Consider the following 22,752-nt stretch of genomic DNA (forward strand, 5'->3'; position numbering starts at 1 on the left):
GGATGGGCGGCACCATTGTCGATATCCCCAACGGTGGCTAGCTCTTAGTTGCGAGTGAGTCTTCGATTGCGTCGAAGATGTCGGCGTCGACCTGTTGCTGCCAGGCCGGGAGCTGATCCCAGTCCGCGACGTAGGAAGGTTTCGGGTCGGGAAAGTGCTTGTAGATCTGCCCGATCCAGCAGAGGGCGACGAATCGTCCGCGTTGCTCGCGGGTAAGTTTCTTGACGGCCCCGTCGGTGGCCTCTATGAATGCGGCGACCTGCTTGTAGACCGCGATGGCGCTGGTCTGCTCCCACTCTGGCATCTGTTCCCAGGGCGCGATGTAGCCCGGCTTCGGCTCCCCGGGATAGTGCTCGGTGACGCCAGCGATCCAGGCGGTACGGAAGATGTGCCCGCGGTCGATGTCTTGCAACGTATCTCCTTGGAGTGTTCAGCGGAGTTGTAGGCCCGCGATCTGTTTGCTGAGATGACGTACGTGCCGATCATCTTGGATCGGTTCGAGGTGCCGTCGCAGGAGTTCGAGCCGGCGCCCGAGATACCCGGAATGTGTTCGACGTGCGGCGTCGAGCGCGGCGTTTCCATACGTGACGAGCTGGATCGGGTCTTGGCGCATTGCACCGGCGGCGGCAAGGTCTATGAGGACTCCTGCTCTGCGTCGGGTTGACAGGGGACGATCGAGAACGGAAAGCAATATTGGCTCGGCCTGCTCTGGACGTCCGAGTTGCACATAGCAGGCGCCTAACTCTTCATCTAGACGCGATCCATCGAAGCGCAGCCAGCCGATATGCGGTGCGCCCGTCATGTCGAGTGCGGCTCGCGCGGAATCGCTTGCGCGTCGACATCCGTCGGCATCTCCAAGGCCGGCGAGAGCCTGGGCTAGTACCGCATCAACCCAGTACCGGGTAGTCATACTGGGGTCGCCCCGATGTGCGAGTTGGCTCGCTGACTCGAGCAGCGGGATCGCCGCGCTGAACTGGCGGTCGAAGAGGTTGATGTAGGCGTGACGGGTCATCGCACAGGCCCATAGATCCATCGCGCCTGCGTCCTTGCTGAACGCGGCGGCGAGTGTGTAGCAGTGCGATGCCGTGCCGTAGTCGGCGTTGTCGAGCAGAATCTCGCCAGCGAGCTGCAGGACCTCACCAGTGAGGGCGCACATCGATCGCCTCACAGAGTCATCGCGAGCTCGGAGCAATCCGTCGAGTACAGCGTCGAGGTGCTCGCGAACAGCGGGGAAGGTCTCGGCTTTGGTAACCGCTCGCGAATAGCTGGCCCACAGTGTGTGGTTGATGCTCGCGTACTCGTTGGCTGTCGCTGCGTCGATGCGGCTGAAACCATCGGCCGCGGCGAGGATTCGGTCCCAGTCCAGAGGTGGCGACGCCAGCGCAGCGCTGGAGATGCTCAATAGTCTCAGCAGCTCGCGGCGGTTCATGTCGTTGATCTCCATGGCGTACGGACCGCACGGTGCGGAGGGGCGATCAGGATCGTCGATATCGAGCTTAGGCGTTGAGCTCGCTTCCTCGGCGTGGTCGTCCGGTTGACGCAGTTCAGCGCAGCGAAGGCGAAACCGGTCTCGTTGATCGTCGGTTGCTCGCGCCAGGGTGGTGTCCATGATCGCGGCATTGCTGGCGCGCAGCGTCACCGTCGCGCCGCGGCGCTCCCATTTGCGGAGTGCTTCGAAATGCACTCCGGTGATCTCGCAGAAGCCTGGCCGCGTTTCGCGTAGGGCATTACGTAGCGCTCGCACTTCAAGGCCGGTCCAGCTCAGTTGAACAACCATCGCGGAACTCACCCCCGCTTCCGATTTGTGCGAGAAGCGTACCTCTGCAGCACCCTTGCCGTACCCCTGACGGTTCTTCCCGACCGGCTCCCCACCTGCGACCGTTGAACTACCGATTCGCCGTTGCATCTTCGAAACAAGTAGCACTGCAACGGCTTTCACCTGCCACTCGACTCGGCACCCATGATCTGGGTTGACCGGCGCTGTGGCATTCAGGATGGAGAACTTCGTGGGGATCCACCAATTGGTCGTCGTCGGCTTCGATGAGATCGTCGCCAACAAGTACATGCCGGTCATCCGGGCAGCGATCGCGGACGGCCATCTCGACTCGTGGTCGCTCGTGGATCTGGAGTCCGAGCGCGAGGTCATCGAGGCTCGGCTCGTCGGTGTCGATCCGCAGCCGCGGATGAAGCTGTTTGTGGCCTCGGACCGAGGCGATGCCGAGCGAGCGCTGGAGACAGCCCAGTCGGCGCTGCGGTTCATGCGGGTGCCCGGCCTGCCGATGAAGGCATACATCGCCACCGAAGTCGGCTCGCATGAGCAATATCTGCGGCGCTGCGTGGAAGAGGGCGTGGACTCGCTGGTCGAGAAACCTGTCCTGGCTCCGATGATCGGCGACATATTCGAGCCCTCGCTGATTTCCACGACCATGGCCGAGTTGATCGCGACCGCGAGCCACCGCAAGGCCAATCACTCGGTCATGACATTGAGCCGCTACCACAGCATCTACAACGACAGGATCATTCGGTCCCTGCGTGAACGGATGCTGGCGTGGAAGTCTCCGCTGACCTCGTTTCACCTACGTGCCGCCGGTGGTGTCTGGAACCTGGAGCACGAGTTCGTCACCCGTGACGATCACCCGTACCGCTACGGGTACGGGATGCTCATGCACGGCAGCTACCACTACGTCGACCTCGCTGCCCAGGTGTTGTCGCTGAACAAACTGCTGTTCCGCGACCGGCACCTGCGGTTGCAGGTGTGTTCCTTCGGCGCCTACCCCGCCGATCAGTGGCAGCGCGTATCTCGGCCGGCCACGAAACGCCTCGGCGGTGACTCGCGCTGTGCCGTGCTCGCACGCGAGCCACGCCGCTACGGCGAAACCGACATAACCTCGACGTTCCGGCTGGCCGACGCAGAGTCCGACGACACCATCACCCTGGGAACTCTGTCGTTCGAGCAGACCACTCCCTCGATCCGGAACTGGTCGAGTTTCCCGGATGGCGTCTACAACAAGAACGGCCGCACTTCCAGCGTCGATCTGGAGGCACAACTGTCAACGTTGTACTCGGTGCACGCCACCTGTTACGACGTTCCTCGCGGGCCGGACGCCGACAAGATCGGAGCGGTCGCGGAAATCCTGACTCGGGCCAACGCCTCGCTGCTGACCGACGATGAGTACGTCTCTCGCGAAACCTTCGACGGACTGTTCCACTCCGACAGCAACCGTGCACTCATGCAGAACTGGTTGCGCGGCACCGAAACTCGAAGCCGTCTGCAGCAACACTTCCTGCCGATGCGCATCACCGAAGCGCTGGCCCTGTCGCTACGCATCCCCGGCCAGACGGTCGAGATCGACGGATTCTAGGAGCAGCACATGTGCATCGTGCGGACCCAACACGACGTCAGCGAGTTCTACCGCAAGGCCCTGGCCGAGGGCACCCAGACCGCCGAACGGCTGTGCGCACCGGTCTCGGACCGGTTCGCGGGATTCCTCCATGGCATCAGCGCCGACGCTCCGAGGACCGCGCTCGAGCTCGGGTACGGGATGGGTACATACAGCCTTGCCCTGGCGCGCAGCGGCTTTACCGTTGTCGCGGTTGACCAGGTGCCCGCACGGATCTTCCGCTCCAGGCTGAGTGCCAACCCGGACTGGTTGAAGCACATCGACGTTGTCGAGCAGCGAGTCGAGAGCTGCTCCGTAATAGGCAATTTCGGATTGGTGATCGCTAAAGACGTGCTTCATTACTTGCGTCAGGACCAAGTCCGCGAGCTACTCACTCGCTGCATCCAACGAGCGCCTGCGGCTGCCGGACACTTCCTGGAGGTGTTCACCGACATCACGCGTACCGACCGCCGCGGCCATGGCGTGATGATCGACGGTGAAGCCGCCTACACCGCAGCAGGTTTCAGAGACCTCATCGAACGCCTCTATAGCGGATGGGCCATTCACACGACATTGAGTCCACACGCCGAACGCGACACCGAAACGGCTCGAAACTACTTCGAGGCAAACAGAATCACCGTCTGCGCCTACCGTCATACCGGCACGGGAGCGCTCCGATGAGCCAGAACCGCGGAATCAGCGTCCTGTTGCCCTGCCACAACAGCGGTGACCTCATCGCGGAAGCCGTCGAATCAGTTGTCCAACAACCACTTTCCGTTCCCTTCGAGGTGATTGTGGTGGACGATGGCAGCACCGACCCCGTCACCTTGGCAGCCATCGAGAACTCCAGCACACACGCAGGCGTCCGCATCGTTCGTCTTCCATGCAACCGCGGTGCACAGGCCGCTCGCAACGCAGGGTTGGACGCCGCGCACTTCGAATACATCCTGCCGTTGGACTGTGACGACCGCCTGGCCACCGACGAGCAGCTACTCGAAACAGGAGGCTACCTCGAACCCGCCGTCCAGATACTGGCCTCGCGCCCGCAGGTTGCGTTTGTCCACACCTACTCGCGCATGTTCGAAGGCTTCGACGGGCTGACGATCTCGGCCTATCCGTGCCGAGAAGAACTGCTGGTACGCAAGCATCACACGCCGATGCCGATCGTGTACCGACGCGCCGATGCCCTCGCCGCAGGCGGGTACGACCGCCGCATCCAAAAATGGCAAGACTGGGCATTCGCCATCGATCTCATGGCGACCCGCCACCGAGCTGGTGACGCGAACGAGATCGCCTGCCTGGCAGGACCATTCCATGAATACCGGGTCCACAACCGCTTCTCCCGCCTGTCCACCTCGCAAGTCAGTGAGCTGGAAATGACACAGCTCGTGGTGGAGAAGAACCTGGACTATTTCCGCACACTGCTCGGCGACGCCCAATCCGCCAGTGAGCTCGCAGCATTCGTGTACGGCAGCAAACCGGACCGGCTGACCGACCTTCTGCACATGGCAGCCGCCGATCTCGACCAGGCGCTCACACTGGCCCGCCAGCGCCGCGCCACCCTGACCAGCCGCTCTGATTCGCTCGGAATCCCATAAGCAACCGGCCCCGATTCAGACCATCCTCCGGTACTGCCAAGACCGGCGATGCGCAGGCAATATGCTGTGCGACTGTGACCGAAACCCACCCCCGAAACAGCAACGACCCGACGACCCTGCCGACGACTTTCGTACCGGTAGAACTCGAAGGCGAGCTGTACGTACGGTGGGTAGACAGGGGGTACTTCAGAGCCGATGCCACCAGCAACAAGCCCGCCTACACCGTGGTCATCCCGCCCCCGAACGTCACCGGCCGCCTGCACATGGGCCATGCCTACGAACACACTCAGATCGACGCCATCACTCGCCGCAAGCGCATGCAAGGCTTCGAAACCTTGTGGCAGCCAGGCATGGACCACGCAGGCATCGCGACCCAGAACGTCGTCGAACGCGAACTGGCCAAGGAAGGACTCTCACGCCATGACCTCGGGCGCGAAGCGTTCGAGCAACGCGTATGGCAGTGGAAAGCCCAGTCCGGTGGCGCAATCTCGGATCAGATGCGGCGCCTCGGTGACGGCGTGGACTGGGACCGTGAACGTTTCACCATGGACGAGGGTCTTTCCCGCGCGGTACAGACGATCTTCCAACGCCTCTACAACGACGAGCTGATCTACCGCGCCGAACGCATCATCAACTGGTGCCCGCGCTGTACCACCGCGATCTCCGACATCGAAGTCGACCACAACGATCTCGACGGCGAGCTGGTCTCGATCCGCTACGGCGATGGTGAGGATTCGATCGTGGTCGCCACCACCCGTGCCGAAACCATGCTCGGCGACACCGCAGTTGCGGTGCACCCCGACGACGACCGCTATCGCCACCTCGTCGGCCGCGAGATCGAACTGCCACTGACCGGCCGCCGCATTCCCGTGGTCGCCGACGAACACGTCGACCCCGAATTCGGCAGCGGCGCAGTAAAAGTGACACCGGCCCACGACCCCAACGACTTCGAGATCGGCCAACGCCACAACCTGCCCTCCCTCACGGTTATGGACGAACGAGCGAGCATCACCGTTCCCGGCCCATTCCAAGGGCTCGACCGGCTCGAAGCCCGCAGCACTGTAGTCGCTGCCCTGCGCGCCGAAGGGCGCATCGTTGCCGAGAAACGACCGTACGTGCACGCGGTCGGGCACTGCTCACGTTGCGGCACCGTCATCGAGCCACGCCTGTCGATGCAGTGGTGGGTCAAAGTGGCACCGTTGGCCAAGGCCGCGGGTGACGCGGTGCGCGACGGTCGAGTCAGCATCCATCCACCCGAGTTGGCCGGCCGCTACTTCGACTGGGTCGACAACCTGCGCGACTGGAACATCTCCCGGCAGCTGTGGTGGGGCCACCGCATCCCGATCTGGTACGGCCCCGGGGGCGAGGTGATCTGCATCGGCCCCGACGAGACCGCACCCGAGGATTACGTCCAGGACCCCGACGTACTCGACACCTGGTTCTCCTCGGGCCTGTGGCCATTCTCCACAATGGGCTGGCCCGAGCAGACCGATAGCCTGGCCAAGTTCTATCCGAACTCGGTGCTGTTCACCGGATACGATCTGTTGTTCTTCTGGATCGCCCGAATGATGATGTTCGGGCTCTACGCAACTGGCGAACCACCCTTCGCGGTGATTGCTCTGCACGGCATGGTCCGCGACAAGCACGGCAAGAAGATGAGCAAGTCCTTTGGCAACGTGGTCGATCCGATCGAATGGATGGACACCTACGGCACCGACGCCTTGCGCTTCGCCCTCGCCCGCGCCGCCAACCCCGGCACCGATGCACCTATCGCCGAGGAATCGGTAGAAGGCGCCCGCAACTTCACAACCAAGGTCTGGAACGCCACGCGCTTTGCGTTGCTCAATGGTGCCACCACCACTGGCCCGCTACCGTCCCATGCCGAACTGTCAGCTGTCGACCGGTGGATCCTGTCGCGACTGAATACCGTTGTGGCCGAAGCCGACAGCCTTTTCGAGGACTATGAGTTCGCTAAGTTGACCGATGCGCTCTATCACTTTGCGTGGGACGAAGCCTTCGACTGGTACGTCGAGCTGTCCAAAGCCACCTATGCGGCAGGCGGTGACGCCGCCGACGCATCCCGACGCGTTCTCGGTCACATCCTCGACGTCCTGCTGCGACTCCTGCACCCGATCATCCCGTTCGTGACCGACAAACTCTGGACCACACTCACCGGTGAGGAATCGGTCGTGATCGCGTCATGGCCGACCGACACCGGCTACCGCGACTTGGGTGCAGAAGCCGAGATCGCCGAGCTGCAACACCTCGTGACCGAGGTCCGCCGGTTCCGTTCGGAACAGGGCGTACGAACCAGCCAGCCCGTGCCAGCCCGCCTCGAGCTGACTCCGGCATTATTGGCTCACGAGTCCGCGATCCGGCAACTGCTGCGACTCGAACCCGTCACCGACGAGTTCAGCCCGACAGCGACATTGCCGATCGGCCAGGCTCGAGTCAGTCTCGACCTTTCGCAAGCCATCGACGTCGACGCCGAACGCCGCCGTCTGGAGAAAGACTTCGCGGCAGCACAGAAAGAGCTGGAGAACACCTCGAAGAAACTAGGCAACGACAGTTTCCTGGCCAAGGCGCCAGCGGACATCATCGACGGAATTCGCAGTCGAAGGGACAAGGCCCAGAACGACACTGATCGAATTCAGCGTCAACTAGAAGCTCTGTCCAAGTAGTTGGGTCGCCTTGGTGCAACCAGCAATTGGTTGCACCAAGTTGCGACCGGCCGCTGTCGGTACTCAGCATTCAGGATTAGCCGGGCTTGACACTCCAATCGCGACTCCCCAGATCGGGATCCATCGCCGAGTGACCGTAGTTCAACCACCGGAAGCGGAGGTACCGATCATCGTGCTGCTGAATCCGCGCGGGGCCCGCGTTTCGCGAAACGTCCGCATCGGCCGCAGAGACTGCGCGACGAGATCGGCTGCGGTGCAAAACGTTCGCTTGCCGATTATGTTGCATGTGCGGTGGTCCGCCCAGTGTGTGGGTTGTCCCGAGGCCATTAGTAATAGCCGATGAGGACGGTGTGGGCTGGGGACCCGAGGGCAGCAAGCTACCCGACCGGGTAGCGGATGGGCGGCAGCGCTATCTGATCACACTTCGTGGGTGTGATTACCCTTTCCAACACCGATTGTCGCCCACCCACTCGCAACCTCAATCGGCCCGTGCGCGGCTTCGGCGATCTCGGCCCAGTCGGCGAGCGGAGGCACACCCCATCGGGTGTGGTGTTCTCCGTCGAAGTCGATCCTGTTTTCGACCCTGGACGTGTACCATTGATGGTTAATTCGGATCGCGACGAATGTGTAGATGCGCCGGGTGTCCTCCCATGGGTGCTGATCGGAATGCTGGACCGAGAAACGGACAGTTGAACGCTCAGCCGGTTCAGGTGGAACGTGTTTGGGGTCGGGCATGGCCGGGCTCCTCAGTTTTCGCTCGTATTCCGAGCTATATTCATAGCGTTGTGACCTCGCTACCGGACCCAACCTGTCGCGCCGCCAATCCCGATCGCTTCCGCAGCACGACCAACCGGGCGACGAATGACGCCCGTCATATGGATTCCGCGCCCATGGATTCATAGCGCATAACTCTTTCATCGTGGATTGGGAGCACTTCGTTTCTACTTCCGTCGGGTGTCAACCATCCGGGGCAGCGATCCAGACTGCCGGATAGAACCTGCCAGCCGATAATCCGAGCTTGCTGCACGACGCGGGCCTCGACCCGCGTCGCCTTCTGCAAGCACATCCCCGCATCATCCCGACCCCTGTGGATCGTCGTCATGCGTTGCACTCCCATACCACTGGGTGCGTGTACGGCACCGCGAGATCGCCTGTTGCGCAGAACATCCGTTCATCAGCGTAAGTCGTTCTACGGCAAGCGGTTCTAGCGTATTCCACTGGCTTCAGTCGACACGAGTGCGCTCTCAGCCGCATATCGGTCGTTCGGAAACGCGGCGTTCGCCGATCGACAGCGCGACAAACTTGTTCCGCTTCATACTGCTGTCGGTGGTCTCAGGACTGGCAGCGGGGTGCACAGCGGCGGCAAGCGACACAATCCGCCGACCGGTGAGGTCGCCTGACCCGCTGCCTCAACCGCAAGAGCCAATGGTGCGAACGTGACCCCACTCATGCCCTGAACGGTCCGCACCTGGCCGATATCCATGCACCTCTTGCGGTCTCGACCACTCGGTCAATTTGCCCATGCTGCTGCTGTCGTGTCACCCGTCTGTTGCCAGCGGATTGAGACCGCCCTCCGTTCGGTGGCAGCGAAGACCTGGCGCTGCGTTCGATGAGACCGGCTGCGCTGATCAGCGTCTGCGCCGGATTCGGTTGGGCGGCTGCAGGGGTGGCACGCGGCGGTGCCGTTGGCGCTGCACCGTGTGCGGAGGGCGATCCGGTTCAGCGATATGAGCTGTGAGCGCGCTCTGGGCTGTTGGATTCGTAGTTTCGGCGGTGATGATGCGCTGCCGGAGTTGTGCGGCGTGGCTGGCGAGTTCAATGTCCATTCCAGGGTGCCGTGCAGGCAGGGGGCGAGCAATATCGGTGCAGGGATCGTCGTGAAGTGCGCGGAATCGGTGGTGCGGCAAACCGACGACGGCGTTGATATTCATGTCAGCGACGAGTGCGGATGCTGGTTGCGATGGCAGATCGGTGAGCGTCGCAACCGGGGCTGTAGCGACTGCTGGTGGTGTGACATGGCGCTGGTTGCGGATCCAGGTATCGGCGCGGGAGCGCAAAAGGGCGGCGAGGTCACGAGCGGTAGCGAGGGATTCACCGAGGTCGTGAAAGTTGCTGGTCGCGATCGAGGCGACGAGCTCGCAGGTGTCGAGACCGTGTGCGTCGGCGAGAGCGATGGTGTCGAGTAGCTGCTGGTAGGTCGGTGACTGTGCGGTGGTGTGGGAGAGAACAACTGGTAGCGCACGGTCGAGAAGGTAGGCGCCGCGTGCGTCGGCGAGGAGTTGGTAGGCGTGGTCGTACGCGGCGCGGGTCCGACGGTCGGCGGCTGCTTGTTCGGCGCGCATGACATCGATTGCGGAGAGGTTGTCGTCCTCGCGGGCCAGGACGCGGGCGAACATGTGTTGGGGTTCGATGGGGTCGTCGGGTTGTTGGTCGCCGGTGGGGTCGATGAGGGTGTCGGTGGCGAGGAAGATGCGGTTGAGTTCGGATCCGCGGGTGAGGCCGACGTAGGCAAGTGCGCGTCCGAGGCTGGCGTTGAGGAGGACGTAGGCGTGTCGGACGGTGATGCCTTGGGCGCGGTGGACGGTGGTGGCGTAGCCGAGTTCGACGTGTTGGTGGAGGTAGTCGGTGGGGATGTGGGTGCTGCCGCGGTGGTTGGTGCCGGTGAGGGTGATTGTTCCGTCGTGGTGGATTTTGTGGATGCGCCAGAGGTCGCCGTTTTCGACGTGGGTGGTGTTGCGGATCCCGCCGGTGATGCGGAGTCGGGGGGTGTTGAGTCGGGTGACGACGATGTCGCCGACGTATCCGGTGTGCCCGTCGGACAGCAGGACTCGCCCTTTGTCGGTGTTGATGTGGCCGGTGAGGGCGTGGGTTGCTTGGGTGGCGGCGTTGAGGGCGCTGACGTCGTCGAGGGTGGCGGCGATCATGATCGAGGTGATCCGGGCCCTGGTGGCGTCGAGATGTTCGGTGAGGATGGCGCGACGGAGTTGGTCGCTCATGCCGTGGGTGATGCGGGCGTGGCCGTCGTAGAACTGCCAGGCATTGTTGATGTCGCCGTCGCGGACGGCGAGGGTGGCGTCGGCTTCTTCGGGGTCGGTGAAGCGGATGACTTGGTCGAGTTGTGGTGCGTGGGTGTCTTGGGCGAGGGTGCGGAAGATGCCGCCTGCTTCGACGGCGGGAAGTTGTTCGGGGTCACCGATTCCACGTACAATTGCGCCGGATGCGTGAGCGAGAGCGCACACGGCGTCGAAGTCGGCGGTGGCAGCCATGGAGGCTTCGTCGATGAGGATCATCGCACCGGGGGAGAGTCCGGTGGGAACGTTGTAGGCGGCCTGGGTGAGGACCCGGTCGATGGTGTGGGCGGGGATTCCGAGATCCTCGGATAGGACTCGCGCCGCGGAGGCGGAGGGCGCGAGCGCGATGACTTCTCGACCGGAGGCACGCCATGCGGTGGCGACGGCTTTCATGGCAGTCGTTTTGCCGGCGCCTGCGGGTCCGACCGCGACGGCCAATTGTGTAGCGCAGCAGCATAAGTAGCGTGCGATTTCACACTGACCTTGGTTGAGTACCAAATGGTCGCGCTTGTGGATCAGCGCGATTGCATCGTCAACGAGTTGAGGTGAGATCGTTTCGGGGCTGGGCATGCGGGCCGATTCGAGCAGGCGTGTCTCGGCATCGAAGACGGCGTGGGAGGTGTAGCGGGTGGCGCCGGCGACGGTGAACATGCTGTCGCCGTTGCGGCGTGCCATGGCTGTGGGGACAGGGTCGGGGTGAACAGTGAGCTGGATGCTGTAGCGGTCACGCACCGCGGTAGTGATCTGTTCGACGGCAGCGCGGTGGGCGAGGTCGGTGGGAAAGTCGATGATTGCCAGGCGATCCTCGACCGCAGAGCGGATATTGGACTCGGTCCATGTCGCGCGGCGACGAGCAACCGTCGCAACGACTTCACCTGCAATGGATTCCGGCGCCCAGATCCTGCGTCGGATGGCGGTGTGAGCTGTCCCGATCCGATCGAAAAACGTCGGCTCTGGACTGGGCGTGAGGAGAGTCCGAACGGTCTTGGCTGCATCGATTCGAGCCGCGGGAGTCTCGAATTGGTAGCGGGTGAGGTGGCTATCGATGGCCGCGTCGAGTCGTCGGCGTGAGATCTCAGTGAGAGCTGCTGGCCCGCCGAGATCGACCCCGAGCGCGAGGGCAACCTGCTCGGGATCCCAAGTGCTGGGGGTGCGAGATTCGTTGTGGGCGTGCAGGATGTCGCGCACGAATGCGGTGCCGTGGCGTCCGTCGCCGAGGAATCGGCGGGCGCGCAGGTCCCACTCAGCGACCATCTTGCGCAGGGTTTTCGGTAGCGGTTTGCCGGTGCGGGTTTGCAGGGTCGCTAGTTGGGCGAGTCGGTATTGGGTGACGGTGCTGGGGGTGCGGCCGTGGCGAGCGCGGTAGTCGGCGACGAGTTGTTCGGTGCGAGCGATGATGTCGGGGGTGCGGGAGAACTCGCGAATCATCTCGTCACTGACGCCGACGACTTCGAGCACTGGTTGCTTTCCCGGGCCGCGGTTGCGTTCCTCGAAACGAAACCCGATCTGGCGACGAACCTTGCCGATGATAGTGGCGTTGTAGCGGGACGAGAACGACACCGCGGAGCCGTACAAGGGGCGCGCGTCGAGGGCAGACCACTTGCCATCCGAACCAAGGACCTTGCCGGACAAGACGGCGTGGGTGTGCAGGTTCATGTCACCGCAGCGGTTGTCGAAGTGATCGAACGCGGCGACCACGAACCCTTGGGCATCGATCTGGCGGACGCCGTTGCGGCCGCGCCGGGTCACCGCGCACTGAGATTCGGCCCATGCCAGGACTTCACGCACGGCCTCGATATGACAGCGCCAGATCGCGGCGCGGAGCTCGTCGTCGCCCAGCCCCCACAGGATCGAGATCGACTTCGGTGGTGTGAAAACCAGATCGAACCCGGCCACGGCCTTGCGGCTGCCGGATTTCTCCTGTGCCAGAGCGGCTTCGATTTCGGTGCGGCCGGGTTCGCGAGCGAGGATGGTGGTGAGGTGCTCGCGGGCAGCGACGGTCCGCAGGATCGTGCGTTCATCCCAGGTCGGGCGACGCTGATGCAGGCCGGTGAAGGCGTCGATATTGCGTTCGAGGATGTCGGTGATCGGTGAAGATTTGTTGGTGAATTCGTAGAAGATGGTGCCGAGTTTGGCGGCTTCGATTGCTTGTGCTGCGGTCTTGCCAGCAGTGATTTCAGCGGCGATGATCGTGTTCGCTTGTGGATGTAATCCTTCACCGAACAAGGCATGCATTTGCGCTTCGGTGACATTTCCAGATACACCCAACCGGGCGGCGCCGGTGCCAAGCCATACCCCGGGTGGCGTGCCACTCTCTAGGTAGTAATCGGTGAGGTCACGTGTGCGATCCCGCAGGCGATCGCCGCTGGCCACCTGGCTTGTCAGGTACTGGTAGCCATCGCCTGAATGGAGTCGATGGATCGTCATCACAATGTCGAAGATAGGCGCAAAGCATCGCGCCTAATTGATCATTACCGGCCAGTAGCATCACGATGCAAGAGGTGTGTCAGTTGATGGAAAGAAAACCCATATGGGAAGTGAATGAAAGCAATGGTGGAGATTGTGTAGGTAACAGTTTGGTGAGATTGTGGAATGGAGAAAGAAGAATGCGAGAAGTAATGCCCGTGCGTCGCCGCGCGCAGTGCGGCGCGAACGCACAGCAGTAGAGGAGGTGCGGAATGAGTGCACAGGAGGTGTCGGCGCGTAAGTGGGCGCGCAGCGTGATGGCCGCGATGCTGGAGGCGCAGATGCGCGCCGCGAAGGCCGCGGAGGCGGACCTGGTCGAGTTTCGCAAGCAAGCGGGGCGATCACAGCGCGCAGCGCGGCGCCGTGACGCAGCGATCGCGAGTGCGGTGGCGCAGTACGAGGCAGTTGCGAGCGAAGCGGAAGCGGCGCAGAGCGCGGTGCTGCAGCGACTGAAGTCCGGCGGAATGGACGAGGCGCAACTGCGGGAGATGACCGGAGTAGAAGCGGCAGAATTGAAACGACTACTGCGGATATGCACCCACACGGGACGCCCACGGCACGAGCGCCGGACCACCCGAGTCGGGGTCGGACGACCGCAGCTAGTTGATCAGCACCGAGCGGGGAATCAGGTGCCGCAACCCGGGGAGCTGGAAGAAAGACCGAGCAAGCCGGGATCCCCAGACTCCGTGTTTGGCGGCCCAGGCCCAATTCCCGGCCAGCCAGAGCAAGACTCCAGCGGCGAGCCACGGGAGACGGGCAGGCAGCGCATAGTCGGGAAACAACACGATCCCCAGCAACGCGTCGATAGCGATCAGAACACCGAGGATGCGGGCGAGCATGGGAAACAACCACCAGACCACGAGCAGGACTAACGCGACGAGTGCTACGAGCCAGATCAGGGACATCAGCAGACCTCCGATCGTGCGGCAGCCGAACACGGCTGGGTACATCCATTGCAGCGCGATACCGACCGGTATGCCAGCGGTCGAGGAGAGCCGCCCGGTAGCGGCAGGAGTCGTTCGTGGTGCGGACACAGGGCGTGGGCGGATTCGCGGTCAAGAGAATCGTCGAGCGCGACAGTGAGCTGACGCAGGTGAGCGCGTAGAAGGCGGTTGTCAGACACGAGAGCGCGGATGCGGTCCTCGAGTAGCGCGATGAGCGCGAACTGAGCGTTGACCGGAAGTTCGGGATCCGAACCAGGCGATTCATCGGGTGCCGGTCGGGTCGAGGCGTGTGGAGGCAATGCAGAGTGTTTGTTCAGCGCCGACGTACGGCGTGCGGTGTCGGTGGTCATGGTGGGTCACCTCCTGGAATGAGGTGGGTAAATGGCCGCGGTCCATATCGGTCGGCTTTGCGGGTCCGCGGCGACTGCGAAATCTGATGGCAGGGCGCGGACACGACGGAGTCCGCACCCTGCGATGGTGGTGTCAGAACGGTGGTTCCTCATTGGCACCGACCGCGGCGAACTGCTCCTCACCGGTGGCAGCGGATTCGTCGGCAGGGTCCATGGCGGGCGGTTGAGGATCGACCGCCTTGTGGTCGATTTTGGTGACCTCGGCGACGGCACCTCGAAGCGAGGGCGCGATCTCGTCGACGAGTACCTCGGTGACGTAACGCCTTTCGCCCTCGGCAGTGTCATAGCTGCGCTGCTTGAGCTTCCCGGTGACGACTACACGCATGCCTCGCCGAAGACTCTTGGCGGCATGCACGGCCTGCCAGTCCCAGATGTTGCACCGCACGAACAGCGTGTCCCCGTCCTTCCATTCACCGCCACGGCGGTCGAAGAAGCGGGTGTTCTGGGCAACGGTGATGTTGAGAACCGGCTTACCGGACGGCGTCTCACGCAGGTCGGGATTGTCGGTGAGGTTGCCGACCACAGTGACGAAAAGGTCTCCGGCCATGACAGATCTCCTAACGGGATAGATGAATGCGGAAAGGAAACAGATCGACACCCACTCCGGTTGGTGACCGAAGGGGCTGTCGATCTGCGGCCGTGGCCATCGGAGGCGGGCCGGGCCCGCAGGGTCGGCGGGGGTTCTGCGCCGGGGCAGGGATCGCCGTAGGCGACCGGAGCGCAGCGACGGCTTGTCCCGCTGCCTGCGGCGCAGGTTCATCGCCGGTTCACCCGGCCAGGCTCTGATCCCCTGTGGGGCTGATCGACGGCACCTACGCGCACCGCCTTCAAAACACGCTTTGGAAATACTCGATCTCGGGTTCCTGGTCAGGCGCGAGCACAACAGAGGCGAGGTCGAACCGGATTCGATGCCAGGGCTCGGGTTGCCTGGCCAACCACAGCAATGCGGTTCGGCGCAATCGCTGCTGTTTGCGGAAGGTGATCGCGTTGGCGGGAACTTGGAACGATTTCCTCGTCCGAGTGCGTACGTGCACAAAGGCGGTGATGTGGGCATCGCGAGCTATGAGGCTTATTTCGCCGCAGCCGCAGCGCCAACGCCGAGCGAGGATCTGCATTCCCGCGTCGGTCAGGTATTGGACGACCAGGTGATCGGCTTGGCCTTCGAGTGTCGATTCGGGTTGCATTCGATGGTCCCTATCTGTAGAGAGGCGGGTCGGACCGGAAAGAGCTCGCGCAGTGCCTGGCGCTCAGGGGGCCCGGAATGAGGCACTGGTATGGGACCGGTATTGGACCGTGCGCTATTGCGGCGTGACTTGCGTCGGCGAATTCCTGCGTCAGCCCGAGCTATCGAGGCAGGTCGCATGTCTCAGGGACCGGCCCACCGCGGCGTCGGAACACCTCATGCCGCTGATCTGGCGGCGGGGCTATGGGCATGGCTTCCCGACGATCCGACGCCGACATACGGAAGCAATCGGGCCGTATATGGCGGCACCGGACGTTGAACGCCACGATGGATCGGCAGGCGAGTGAGGGGCCTGTCCGGAGTGTTGCGATGATCAGTGAGGTGGCCGCTGGATTGGGCGGACACGGTGGGTGTGGTGGAGGTCGGATAATTGTTCGTCGCCGTGGCTGTCGCAGTAGGCGGTGGAGAGCCATCGTCGGATTCCCCAGCGCTCCATATCGATCCAGCGCGTGGCCGGATTGGAGCACCCGAACATCCAGCAACCGATCGAGCCGTCGGCGAGGGTGTCGAAGTGGCGGATGTGGCTCGGCGTGTTTCCTTTGCCCATGAGCGGGATCCTTTCGGAGAGAGAGCGGTTGGGTCAGCGAGTGCTGATATGGCGTGGTCGTTGTGCGCCGTAGGCGAGCCCGTTGGTGATCGCGCGTTCGAGTTCGTCGTGGGTAAATCCGTCGACGCCGATGTGTTTGGTAGCGGCGGCGGTCAGGGTGGCTCGGACCTGCTGCTCATCGAGTTCGCCAGCGGCGATGAGTCGGCCCAGGACAACGGCCGCGCGAAACAACGTGACGTTGCGGGTATGTGGTGCAGGATTGGCGACCCGGCGAGCTTCGTCAGCAACGATCGACGCGAGGTATGCGCTCGGATGCCCAGGCGACGAATTCGGTGTGAGCAGGGGCGGTGGCGGTGGGACCAGCAAATCGACAAGTGTCGAGGGCAGCTCAGCCACCGGCCGGGAATCGATGATCCTGTAGTTGCCGAGTTTCGTTCGTGAGCCTGCGCCGACGACATAGCCACCACGGCCGCGTGAGTCGATGAGAGGACCGATGCGACCAACCGAGCAGCCCAGTTCGGGGGTGGATGGTGCGTGATAGTAGAAATGGGCTCCGCCGGACGGAGTCCGTACAGCAAAGGTGCGCAGGTTCGAGAAATCACCCGCGACGGCCGCTAAGGGGGCCAGCAGCTGCGATGCGTCGACCGAAGCCGTTGGGGTGCCGACTTGTTCGTCGATGTCGATGACGAGCAGGCCGCTGCGACCGGTGGCGATGCCAATGTTCCGATAGGGGCGAGTGCTCCACCAGTCACGGATCTGACCGGGATCGGTGGTGGCGTGGCTCAACCAGGAGCCGCGAAGGGCGGGGGTTTTGGCGTTAGGGCGCAGCGGGAAGACATGCCAGCCGCGATCGGCAGCCTGCAGGGCAGCGTCAAGCAGAGGGTTGGCCGCAGGCACTGAATCCTCCTTGGCAGTAGAAAGCGGCGCGCGCCGTCGAGCTCGGATGGCGCGCGCCGCTGCGTTGTGAAAGGGGCTCAGATTTCGATGGTGTCGGCGTCGAGGTCGCCGATGGCGACTTGTTCGATGGGGGTGAGGTTGTGTCCGACCTCGGCGAGGAACCGCAGATAACGCTGGACTCGGACGTCGTTGTAGCGCCAGGCCTTCTTGCCTGTGCGCAGCTCATACCCAGCGAGGACGAGTGCGAGGACTACGACCCGGCACCGTGGCGGTCGAGCATTTTCGAGACTGCTCAGCAGTTCTGGCCGCCAACCCTTGATGCCGAGCAGGTCGAGTGCGATGACCGTGGCGTCGTGGCTGTCGAACAGGCCGGGGTCGTTGATGACGGATTGCAGGACGAACATCGATGATTGTTGCGGCGGTTCGTTTTTGCGGGACACCAGCTTGGTGATGAATTCTCGGCGTGCCTCCATGGCGGCCTTGCCGAGTTTGTCGAGCTCGTTGGCTCGATCCTCGGCCAGCTGGCGTTGGCGCAGTTCCTCGGCGGCACGGGCTCGTGCTTCGGTACGTTGCTGCTCGGCTACACGCGCCCGCTCGAAGGCCTCGGGATCGGCGTCAGCGTCGACGGCATCAAGTGCGACGAATTGGGCCGGATCCGCGGCGTCAGAGACCGTGTCGCTGGATTCTGGAGTGACGACGGATTCGTGCAGACCGGTGGCGTCGAGTTGATCGACGGGTAGGTAGTAGATGGCGTCCCACAGGTCACGGCGTTCGACCTCGCGTGCATGGCGTAAGCCCTCATCTGGGCTGGTGTCGGGGTAGCGCTCGGTGGTCCAGTCCACGGTTTCCGGATCGACAGGTTCGCGGGTTTCCCGGTCGATGGTTGCGACGTCGTCGAGCAAGTCGCAATAGACCGCCCACCGTTCGGGTTCGGCCTGGATCTGAGCCAGGCCGACAGGCTGGTCGTCGCTGGTGAACAACCTGTCGGCCGGAATGAATGTTGCGTCCGTGCCGTCGGTATCAGGATCCTCGGTGAGGATCGTGAACCCGGCCGCGGCGTAGGGCAGCGACGTCTGCAGCAGGGCGCGGCGTTCTTCGCGCCGGTTGGCGATGCGTCGTGCCTCGTAGGCGAACATGCTGTGTGGAGTGTTGAGCAGATGTTGCACCGCATCGGTGTCGCCTACGACGTCGTACTCGGCCAGGATCGCAGCTTGCTCGAAGTCGAGTTGCTCGTCGTCGACGCTGCGGCATGCGGTTTCGGACTGGCCGATCCTTCCTGCGAGTTTCACCTCCTCACGGTCGGTTTGCAGTTCCCGGGCAACGCGGGTGAGTGAGGCGCCGAAGTCGAGCATCTTGGCGATTCCCGCGGCGCGGTCACCGTCTGTGAGAGGGATACGGCGGTCGTTGACGGTGATCTGCTCGCTGATCCGGGTGATCTCGGATTCGGCGGTTCGGGGATCGACTGCGGTGTTGATCCACACGGGCACCCGCGCCAGTCCGATCTCTACGGCGATGAGGGTGCGTAACTGACCGTCGCGCACTTCGATACTGCCGTCAGGCATACGGTCTGCCCTGATCGGAGACAGAACACCGTGCTCACCGATCGAGGCGGTGTACTCCGGATGGTCGTCGAGGTCGAACGTGCGCCGGACATTCTCGGCGATCACCAGGTCGCTGGGATCCATCATTGCGGCCTCGAACTCGGATGGGGATTGGGCTCCGTTGGATGTTGCAACGATGCTGAGCGCGGTCGATGTGGTCTCAGCTGGAAGGTTGGTCTCGTCGCCTGGACCGGTGGTTGCGGGTGTGTCAGTGGTGGTGGTCATCGAGGGTTGCTCCTATCGTGAAATAGGTAGGCACCGGGCAGCTACGAACTGTCCGGTGCCTACTCAGGTGGATATTCAGATGGCGCGGCTGATGGCGAAACGTGGCTGTCGTCGTCGCCCCGCGAGCAGGTCGGCGACGAGCTGGTCGTAGCCGAGGGCCAGATCTGACAGGGCGATATCGAGCTCACGGCTTTCGCTACCGATATCGCCTGCCACGGCTAGGACGCTGCGGGTGATGGTGAGCGAGACGAGCCGGTCGATGACCATGGCCAGCGGCTCGGTGTGCACTTTCGCGTTGCGGCGTCGGCCGTGTGGGAGCCGATGGCGGATATGGCGATCGAGGCCGGTGAGCAGCTCTTCGTGCGATAGCTCGGATTCAGTCGCCGCAGTGTCCAGCAGCGGGTGCTCGGCATAGTGGCTATGCCAGCCTAGGGCGGCTAGATCCCTTACTAGCCAAAGTATTTCGGATCCGCGATCGGTGACGCCGCGGTGCGAACTGGCGGCGATCAACAGTGCCGCGCTGGGCATGGTCGCCTCTGGTGGTCGCCGTCGTGGACGTCGCCGATCTCGCGAAGGTTGGTGCGCGGGGTGCGGCTGCCGGTGATTCATCGGCGTGCCTTCGTGCGTGCAGCGACGTTGATCGGTTCCAGTCGCAACATGGTCCCTTCGTCACTGACGGGGATGTAGGACCAGTACTTGGCTTTCCAATCCGGATACTGCTGACGCCAGCGAGCAATGTCGACGTCGTCGAGTTGTGATGCGGTTCCGGCGTCACCGAAATGGACTCGGCGATCAAATTCCTCGCGAGTGATGGTGTCGGTCATGTGTGCTACCTCCTGTGTTGTTGATGGGTGACAACTGTTGTTCTGCAATGGTTTTCAGGCCATGCTCATGGCGCGCAGGGCGAGGTCGTCGAGGGCGTCGGCGCGGTCGGGGTCGGGCACGGTTTGGCTGTAGCTGGTGACCGCGTTGGCGATTCCGGCTGCTGTGAGCTGGCCGGCGGCGATGAAGTGGGACAGGATGCCGGTGCGTTCGGTCTCGGTGAACCCCAACTTCTTGGCTAGCACCTCGATCGTTTTGTCCGGCTGTGTGACTGGGCGCCCGGCTTGCTCTTCGAGCTCATCGACGCGCGCATTGAGAAATTCCGGCGACAGCCATTCGCTGACCTTGTCGCGGGTTTTCGCGGTGATGACGGCCAACTCTTTGCGGTAGGTGTCCTGAGACCAGGACACGGTGCCCGTGTCGAGCTTTTCGCCGATGTGGTTCTTGCGGTAAGCGAACAGCGGCACTGCCAACCCGTTGCCGCACACCTGAACCACCAACTCTGGCTTCAATGTGATTGCATGATGGCCGGTTTCGGAGTTGGAGAACCGGAACCCGGCCACGATGACAGGTTCACTGCCGAGGTCATATCCCATGCCGTCGCGGGCGGCGATCGGACGCCACCGATCCAACTCACCGGCCGCACGGCGTCGTTCGGCTTCGAGCTCGGGATTGTCGAACGGGTTGCGATAGTTAGCCAGGAAATGCGGCGCGAGTGCCGAGACCTGCGGGGAGTACACCTTGCAGCGCATCGAGGAATCGCTCAGGTCACAGGAGCGGATCGTCACATCCACGTCGACCTGGCGGATACCGTCCATAACCGCGGTGAGCAGGTCGAGATTGTCGACGATGCCGTAGCGAGTCGACAACAACGCGCGCAACACTCCAGGCCGGTTGGGGTTTCCGGACGTGAACAGCCGCAACAGATAGGACTTATCATCCGGATCGGGTGCGACGTGGAGGCCGAGTGGTCCGTGGAGCAGGCCGTTGACGTTGTTGTCATAGAGATCCATGCGCTTTTCTTCACGTAGCCAGCGCAGGTATCCGACGGGGATTTTGAGCTTGGTGCCGATCTGGGAATCGGCGGCGAAGGTCGGCCGGTAGAGGCCAGCGACGTCGGTGACGCCGTTGTCGTCGATCACCGGTGGAACGTCGAACAGTTCGAACATGCCGTCACGTGCGCGTATCGACGCGGCCGGTGCGACGACATCAACCTTGTTCGCTTGCTGCTGTTGCAGTAGCGCGACCATGTCGGCGAAATCAGCGTGACGGAGAAACTGGGGATTCGACATGACGAGACCTTTCCTGGGCAGGTGTGATCGATAGCAGAAGGAGCGGAAGGTGTTGACCTCAGATGTATTTGGACTCATGCAGGGCGCAGTGGATGTCGTAGGGCGACGTCACGAGCTGTGCGAGCCCCGCTCGGATCATGTGATGGCAGCCAGCCGATGCTGCGGAGGTGATCGGCCCTGGTACGGCGAAGGCTGGGCGCCGCAATCGCTTAGCCCAGCCGATGGTGTTGATCGTGCCGCCGCGTAGCCCGGACTCCACCGCAACGACACCGTTGGAGAGGGCGACGGTCAACCGATTCCGGACAATGAACTGGTATCGGATAGGTGCTGTCCCGAGCGGGTATTCACTAAGGACCAGCCCAGACTCGGCGATCTGAGCCAGCAGCTGGCGATGGCTGGCGGGGTAGGACCGGTCGATCCCGCACGCCAGCACCGCGATGGTGAGGCCATCTCCAGCCAGCGCCGCACGATGCGCGATGCTGTCGATACCGAACGCGGCGCCGGACACGATGGCCCAGTTGAGGACAGCCAGCTCGCCGGTGATCTGCTGTGCGGCGCGGTCTCCGTACTCGGTGCTCGCCCGAGTGCCAATGACCGCGACCGCCCGATCGGTCGCCGTGCGTAGCGAGCATGGGCCACGAGCCCACAGCGCTACCGGCGCAACGAATTCCCGATCTGTGTAGGCGGCATTGAATGCGAGGAGACGATCGGCGGGCCACTCGTCATCGTCCGGAGTGATCAAGCGCCCACCAAGACGGTACAGGTCGTCCAGATCCCGTGCCGCGACCTCAAAGCTGCTGCCTCGCTCAAGAACTTGGCGATCGACGGCGACCGGAACATCACCGGCCACCACAGCCGCGGCGGCCTCTTCCACACCCAACTTGGCGATCAGTTCCTGCACCGGCCGGCACGGCCCGCACGCCGCCCGCGACAACAAAGCCCACGCCCGGCACCGCATATCGGCGTTCATCGCCACACCTTGTGTAGTGAGAAGCTTCCACGAAAACTCTGTCCACAGTCGAGGCGGAACCTGCGCCTCCCTCGACGCCTATCGGCTGCGCGGCCGCGGCCGATAGTGCGAGTCGGATCGAGTCTGCGTTTCACCGAAAGGCGAATGGAGAATAGGTAATTCATGTCGAACCTCCTTCGTCGAGCAGCCTGGCGGGTCGGCTGAGTGAGGTCGCCGAAGCAGGCTGGTTCTGTGAATTGGGTGGGCGAGTGAACCTGCGCGTGCGCGTGGGCGACTGAGTTGGCCGGGGGAGTGCGGGCCGGGTGGGGCGGTGGGCGCACTCAAAGACACCGGCGGCGCCAGAGCGTGGTCAAGCGGAGCTTGACCACGCGGTCGCCGGTGTAGAGTGCGCCAGCCCATCGCCCCACTGGCCCCGCCCGGTTGTCAGGGAACGCCACGAATTAAGCTGGAGCCGAATCGCTTTCGTAACGCCTGCGCGGCTTCGGAGGTGATGGCTCGATGCTGTTTAAAGATGCCGATTTCGCGGTCGGCTTGCCAATTGCACCTGCGATCGATGATCGTGACCTGTGTGATGCGACCAAGACCGCATAAGCATGGCCGAAGTC

The 22,752-nt window shown here is 63.1% G+C and carries 17 protein-coding genes; 4 read left to right on the forward strand and 13 right to left on the reverse strand.

Going from position 1 to position 22,752, the window contains the following annotated elements; translation table 11 throughout:
* Window positions 1-37: 37 nt before the first annotated feature.
* The gene (locus ACGFNJ_RS30125; protein ID WP_393455582.1) at window positions 38-412 is read right to left on the reverse strand and encodes a hypothetical protein; all 375 of its coding nucleotides are present in this window, start codon (window positions 410-412) and stop codon (window positions 38-40) included.
* An 18-nt stretch (window positions 413-430) separates the two neighbouring features.
* Complete coding sequence (locus ACGFNJ_RS30130) at window positions 431-1,777, reverse strand: hypothetical protein (protein WP_393455585.1); 1,347 nt, start codon at window positions 1,775-1,777, stop codon at window positions 431-433.
* Window positions 1,778-2,006: 229 nt separating this feature from the next.
* On the opposite strand from ACGFNJ_RS30130, the gene ACGFNJ_RS30135 reads away from it, so the two are divergent.
* From ACGFNJ_RS30135 to ACGFNJ_RS30150, 4 genes are all read left to right on the forward strand, one after another.
* A complete protein-coding gene (locus ACGFNJ_RS30135; RefSeq protein WP_393455587.1) occupies window positions 2,007-3,362 on the forward strand; it encodes a hypothetical protein in 1,356 nt (451 codons plus the stop codon).
* Between the two features lie 9 nt (window positions 3,363-3,371).
* Window positions 3,372-4,061 (forward strand): methyltransferase domain-containing protein, encoded by a 690-nt coding sequence (locus tag ACGFNJ_RS30140; RefSeq protein WP_393455590.1) that lies wholly within the window; start codon window positions 3,372-3,374, stop codon window positions 4,059-4,061.
* Complete coding sequence (locus ACGFNJ_RS30145; protein ID WP_393455593.1) at window positions 4,058-4,978, forward strand: glycosyltransferase family 2 protein; 921 nt, start codon at window positions 4,058-4,060, stop codon at window positions 4,976-4,978. Before ACGFNJ_RS30140 ends, ACGFNJ_RS30145 begins: the two co-directional genes overlap by 4 nt.
* Before the next feature lie 74 nt (window positions 4,979-5,052).
* Complete coding sequence (locus ACGFNJ_RS30150; RefSeq protein WP_393455596.1) at window positions 5,053-7,659, forward strand: valine--tRNA ligase; 2,607 nt, start codon at window positions 5,053-5,055, stop codon at window positions 7,657-7,659.
* Between the two features lie 417 nt (window positions 7,660-8,076).
* Here ACGFNJ_RS30150 and ACGFNJ_RS30155 read toward each other — a convergent pair whose 3' ends face one another.
* The 11 genes from ACGFNJ_RS30155 to dprA all read right to left on the reverse strand — a co-directional run bounded on the left by ACGFNJ_RS30155 (window position 8,077) and on the right by dprA (window position 22,147).
* Window positions 8,077-8,394, reverse strand: coding sequence for a hypothetical protein (locus ACGFNJ_RS30155; protein ID WP_393455598.1), 318 nt, complete (start codon window positions 8,392-8,394; stop codon window positions 8,077-8,079).
* A gap of 893 nt (window positions 8,395-9,287) precedes the next feature.
* Window positions 9,288-13,157: a MobF family relaxase gene (mobF, locus tag ACGFNJ_RS30160; RefSeq protein ID WP_393455601.1), complete on the reverse strand. Its 3,870-nt coding sequence runs from the start codon at window positions 13,155-13,157 to the stop codon at window positions 9,288-9,290.
* A 638-nt stretch (window positions 13,158-13,795) separates the two neighbouring features.
* Window positions 13,796-14,101, reverse strand: coding sequence for a hypothetical protein (locus ACGFNJ_RS30165; protein ID WP_393455604.1), 306 nt, complete (start codon window positions 14,099-14,101; stop codon window positions 13,796-13,798).
* Window positions 14,102-14,623: 522 nt separating this feature from the next.
* Window positions 14,624-15,097 (reverse strand): single-stranded DNA-binding protein, encoded by a 474-nt coding sequence (gene ssb / locus ACGFNJ_RS30170; RefSeq protein ID WP_393455607.1) that lies wholly within the window; start codon window positions 15,095-15,097, stop codon window positions 14,624-14,626.
* A 280-nt stretch (window positions 15,098-15,377) separates the two neighbouring features.
* Window positions 15,378-15,734: a YraN family protein gene (locus tag ACGFNJ_RS30175; protein ID WP_393455610.1), complete on the reverse strand. Its 357-nt coding sequence runs from the start codon at window positions 15,732-15,734 to the stop codon at window positions 15,378-15,380.
* 639 nt (window positions 15,735-16,373) lie between these two features.
* The gene (locus tag ACGFNJ_RS30180) at window positions 16,374-17,237 is read right to left on the reverse strand and encodes a bifunctional DNA primase/polymerase (protein WP_393455613.1); all 864 of its coding nucleotides are present in this window, start codon (window positions 17,235-17,237) and stop codon (window positions 16,374-16,376) included.
* 77 nt (window positions 17,238-17,314) lie between these two features.
* Complete coding sequence (locus tag ACGFNJ_RS30185; protein WP_393455616.1) at window positions 17,315-19,063, reverse strand: ParB/RepB/Spo0J family partition protein; 1,749 nt, start codon at window positions 19,061-19,063, stop codon at window positions 17,315-17,317.
* Between the two features lie 75 nt (window positions 19,064-19,138).
* On the reverse strand, window positions 19,139-19,591 hold the full coding sequence (locus ACGFNJ_RS30190; RefSeq protein ID WP_393455619.1) for a hypothetical protein: 453 nt from the start codon (window positions 19,589-19,591) through the stop codon (window positions 19,139-19,141).
* A gap of 77 nt (window positions 19,592-19,668) precedes the next feature.
* Window positions 19,669-19,887: a hypothetical protein gene (locus ACGFNJ_RS30195; protein WP_393455622.1), complete on the reverse strand. Its 219-nt coding sequence runs from the start codon at window positions 19,885-19,887 to the stop codon at window positions 19,669-19,671.
* Between the two features lie 54 nt (window positions 19,888-19,941).
* A complete protein-coding gene (locus ACGFNJ_RS30200) occupies window positions 19,942-21,177 on the reverse strand; it encodes a hypothetical protein (protein WP_393455625.1) in 1,236 nt (411 codons plus the stop codon).
* 58 nt (window positions 21,178-21,235) lie between these two features.
* Complete coding sequence (gene dprA / locus ACGFNJ_RS30205; protein WP_393455628.1) at window positions 21,236-22,147, reverse strand: DNA-processing protein DprA; 912 nt, start codon at window positions 22,145-22,147, stop codon at window positions 21,236-21,238.
* Between the last annotated feature and the right edge of the window lie 605 nt (window positions 22,148-22,752).

Origin of the sequence: Nocardia sp. NPDC049149, assembly GCF_043197455.1 — a bacterium.
GTDB lineage: Bacteria > Actinomycetota > Actinomycetes > Mycobacteriales > Mycobacteriaceae > Nocardia.

Bases quoted from the DNA above. Each gene is read 5' to 3' on its own strand.
- ACGFNJ_RS30130 (WP_393455585.1), bottom strand. From the start codon at position 1,777: ATGGTTGTTCAACTGAGCTGGACCGGCCTTGAAGTGCGAGCGCTACGT.
- ACGFNJ_RS30140 (WP_393455590.1), top strand. From the start codon at position 3,372: ATGTGCATCGTGCGGACCCAACACGACGTCAGCGAGTTCTACCGCAAG.
- ACGFNJ_RS30145 (WP_393455593.1), top strand. From the start codon at position 4,058: ATGAGCCAGAACCGCGGAATCAGCGTCCTGTTGCCCTGCCACAACAGC.
- ACGFNJ_RS30155 (WP_393455598.1), bottom strand. From the start codon at position 8,394: ATGCCCGACCCCAAACACGTTCCACCTGAACCGGCTGAGCGTTCAACT.
- mobF (WP_393455601.1), bottom strand. From the start codon at position 13,157: ATGACGATCCATCGACTCCATTCAGGCGATGGCTACCAGTACCTGACA.
- ACGFNJ_RS30165 (WP_393455604.1), bottom strand. From the start codon at position 14,101: ATGTCCCTGATCTGGCTCGTAGCACTCGTCGCGTTAGTCCTGCTCGTG.
- ssb (WP_393455607.1), bottom strand. From the start codon at position 15,097: ATGGCCGGAGACCTTTTCGTCACTGTGGTCGGCAACCTCACCGACAAT.
- ACGFNJ_RS30175 (WP_393455610.1), bottom strand. From the start codon at position 15,734: ATGCAACCCGAATCGACACTCGAAGGCCAAGCCGATCACCTGGTCGTC.
- ACGFNJ_RS30185 (WP_393455616.1), bottom strand. From the start codon at position 19,063: ATGACCACCACCACTGACACACCCGCAACCACCGGTCCAGGCGACGAG.
- ACGFNJ_RS30190 (WP_393455619.1), bottom strand. From the start codon at position 19,591: ATGCCCAGCGCGGCACTGTTGATCGCCGCCAGTTCGCACCGCGGCGTC.
- ACGFNJ_RS30195 (WP_393455622.1), bottom strand. From the start codon at position 19,887: ATGACCGACACCATCACTCGCGAGGAATTTGATCGCCGAGTCCATTTC.
- ACGFNJ_RS30200 (WP_393455625.1), bottom strand. From the start codon at position 21,177: ATGTCGAATCCCCAGTTTCTCCGTCACGCTGATTTCGCCGACATGGTC.
- dprA (WP_393455628.1), bottom strand. From the start codon at position 22,147: ATGAACGCCGATATGCGGTGCCGGGCGTGGGCTTTGTTGTCGCGGGCG.